The 2,934-nt window shown below is 70.7% G+C and carries 2 protein-coding genes; both read left to right on the forward strand.

Annotation, left to right across the window (positions count from 1 at the left end; translation table 11 throughout):
- The first annotated feature begins 99 nt into the window (after nt 1–99).
- Nucleotides 100–1,998, forward strand: a complete 1,899-nt coding sequence (uvrC, locus tag C1I98_RS37375; RefSeq protein WP_199537510.1) for an excinuclease ABC subunit UvrC — start codon at nt 100–102, stop codon at nt 1,996–1,998.
- Nucleotides 1,999–2,011: 13 nt separating this feature from the next.
- Nucleotides 2,012–2,893, forward strand: coding sequence for an RNase adapter RapZ (gene rapZ, locus C1I98_RS37380; RefSeq protein ID WP_111171981.1), 882 nt, complete (start codon nt 2,012–2,014; stop codon nt 2,891–2,893).
- Nucleotides 2,894–2,934 lie beyond the last annotated feature (41 nt).

The raw sequence follows: 2,934 nt of genomic DNA on the forward strand, positions 1-2,934 counted from the left end.
GGGGCGCGCGAGGGCAGGCGGGGCAGGGCATTCGGGCGCGCCGCCCTGTCGGCAGGGGCCGATAGGCTTTGAATCGTGGCGAGAACCGCGAGCAGCCCCTTGAGCTTCCGCCCGGCGACCGGGTCGATACCGGAGTCGCCGGGTGTCTACCGCTTCACCGACCCCGGCGGCCGGGTCATCTATGTGGGCAAGGCCAAGAGCCTGCGCCAGCGGCTCAACTCCTACTTCGCCGACTTCGCCGGCCTGCACCCTCGCACGCAGACCATGCTCACCACCGCCGCGGCCGTCGACTGGACGGTCGTCAACACCGAGGTCGAGGCGCTCCAGCTCGAATACTCCTGGATCAAGGAGTTCGACCCCCGGTTCAACGTCAAGTACCGCGACGACAAGTCCTACCCCTACCTCGCCGTCACCATGGACGAGACCTTCCCCCGGGTCCAGGTGATGCGCGGCGCCAAGCGCAAGGGCACCCGCTACTTCGGCCCCTACTCGCACGCGTGGGCGATCCGCGAGACCGTCGACCTGCTGCTGCGGGTGTTCCCCGTGCGCACCTGCTCGGCGGGCGTCTTCAAACGGGCGGGCCAGATCGGCCGTCCCTGCCTGCTGGGATACATCGACAAGTGCTCCGCGCCCTGCGTGGCCCGGGTGACCGAGCAGGAGCACCGGGCGCTCGCCGATGACTTCTGCGACTTCATGGCGGGCAACACCGGCCGCTTCATCAAGCGCCTGGAGCGCGAGATGCGCGAGGCCGCGGCGGCGGAGGAGTTCGAGCGCGCGGCCCGGCTGCGCGACGACGTGCAGGCCCTGCAACGGGCGCTGGAAAAGCAGTCGGTGGTCCTCGGCGAGGGCACCGACGCCGACGTCATCGCGCTGGCCGACGACCAGCTCGAAGCCGCCGTCCAGGTCTTCTACGTGCGCGGCGGGCGCATCCGCGGGCAGCGCGGCTGGGTCGTCGACAAGGTCGAGGAGACCTCCGCGGGCGAGCTGGTCGAGCACTTCCTGCTGCAGATGTACGGCGACGCCGCGCCGGAGGCGCTGCCCCGCGAGGTGCTGGTGCCCGCGCTGCCGCCCGACGCCGACGCGGTGGCCGAGCTGCTCGGCGAGCAGCGCAAGGCCAGGGTCGAGGTCAGGGTGCCGCAGCGCGGCGACAAGAAGACCCTGATGGAGACGGTCGAGCGCAACGCCAAGGAGGCGCTGGCCCAGCACAAGCTGCGCCGGGCCAGCGATCTGACCACCCGCAGCAAGGCGCTCCAGGAGATCGCCGACGGGCTCGGCCTGGACCAGGCGCCGCTGCGCATCGAGTGCTATGACGTGTCGCACACCATGGGCGACGACGTGGTGGCCTCGATGGTCGTCTTCGAAGACGGCCTGGCCCGCAAGAGCGAATACCGCCGCTTCGCGATCCGCGGCATGTCCGGGCAGGGTGACGTCCCCTCGATCCACGAGGTGATCTCGCGGCGCTTCAAGCGCTACCTGGAGGAGCGCAGCGCCACGGGCGAACTGGGACCCGAGCTCGGCGGCGAGCCGATCGATCCCGAGACCGGCCGCCCGCGCAAGTTCGCCTACCCGCCCAACCTCGTGGTCGTGGACGGCGGCCCGGCCCAGGCCGCCGCCGCCCAGCGCGCGCTCGACGAGCTGGGCGTCGATGACGTGGCGGTGTGCGGCCTGGCCAAGCGGCTGGAGGAGGTCTGGCCGGCGGGCGATGACCAGCCGGTGATCCTGCCCAGGACGAGCGAGGGCCTTTACCTGCTCCAGCGGGTCCGTGACGAGGCGCACCGCTTCGCCATCACCTACCATCGGTCCAAGCGCGCCAAGGGCGTCAAGGAGAGCGAGCTGGACGGTGTGCCGGGGCTGGGCCCCGCCCGCAGGCAGGCGCTGCTGCGGCACTTCGGTTCGGTCAAACGGCTGCGTGACGCCACGGTGGAGGATATCCGCGAGGTGCCCGGCATCGGGCCCGCGCTGGCCGAGGTGATCATGTCCTCACTGAGGTCCTCATGAGGGGGGAAGAGCCATGAACGCCACTGCCAAAGGGGGCGAACCGGCGTTCGTCATCGTCACCGGCATGTCCGGCGCGGGGCGAAGCACCGCCGCCAAGGCCCTGGAAGACCTTGGCTGGTTCGTCATCGACAACCTACCGCCCGGGATGCTGTTCTCCCTGGCGGAGGAGGTCGGCCGGGCCAAGCTGGCGGCCGACAAGGTCGCCGCCGTGGTCGACGTGCGCAGCCTCGCCTTCACCAGCGACCTCAACGTGGCCATCGAGGAGCTGGAGGGGCGCGGCGTGGGCGTGCGCGTCGTCTTCCTGGAGGCGGGTGACGAGGAGCTGGTCCGGCGGTTCGAGAACGTCCGCAGGCCGCACCCGCTACAGGGGGAGGGGCGGCTGGTCGACGGCATCGCCCGCGAGCGCGGCATCCTGCGCGACGTCCGGGCCAACGCCGACCTGGTGATCGACACCTCGTCGCTCAACGTGCACGAGCTGCGCCACAAGATCGTGGCGTTCTTCGGCGGGGAGGACCGGCCGGGGCTGCGGATCAACGTGGTCTCCTTCGGCTACAAGTACGGCATGCCGGTCGACGCCGACCTGGTGATCGACTGCCGGTTCCTGCCCAATCCGCACTGGGTTCCCGAGCTTCGGCCGATGAACGGGCTGGACGCCCCGGTGCGCGACTACGTCCTCAACCAGCCGGGCGCCAAGCAGTTCCTGGACGCGTACGAGGAGGTCCTCGGCATCGTCGCGGCGGGCTATTCGCGCGAGGGCAAGGGCTATGCCACGCTTGCGGTGGGATGTACCGGTGGAAAGCACCGGAGTGTCGCCATGGCGGAGCAACTCGCCGGGCGGTTGCGTGACCGGCAGATGGAGGTCCAGGTGAGTCACCGGGATGTGGGCCGGGAGTGAGCCGGCCGAACGACGATCCCCCCACGCCCGCGCGCCCGGGC

The sequence above is a fragment of the Spongiactinospora gelatinilytica genome, from assembly GCF_003236385.1.
Classification (GTDB): Bacteria; Actinomycetota; Actinomycetes; order Streptosporangiales; family Streptosporangiaceae; genus Spongiactinospora; species Spongiactinospora gelatinilytica.

What these genes read in the sequence shown, in the direction of transcription:
- rapZ (WP_111171981.1), top strand. Translation starts at nt 2,012, where the DNA reads ATGAACGCCACTGCCAAAGGGGGCGAACCGGCGTTCGTCATCGTCACC.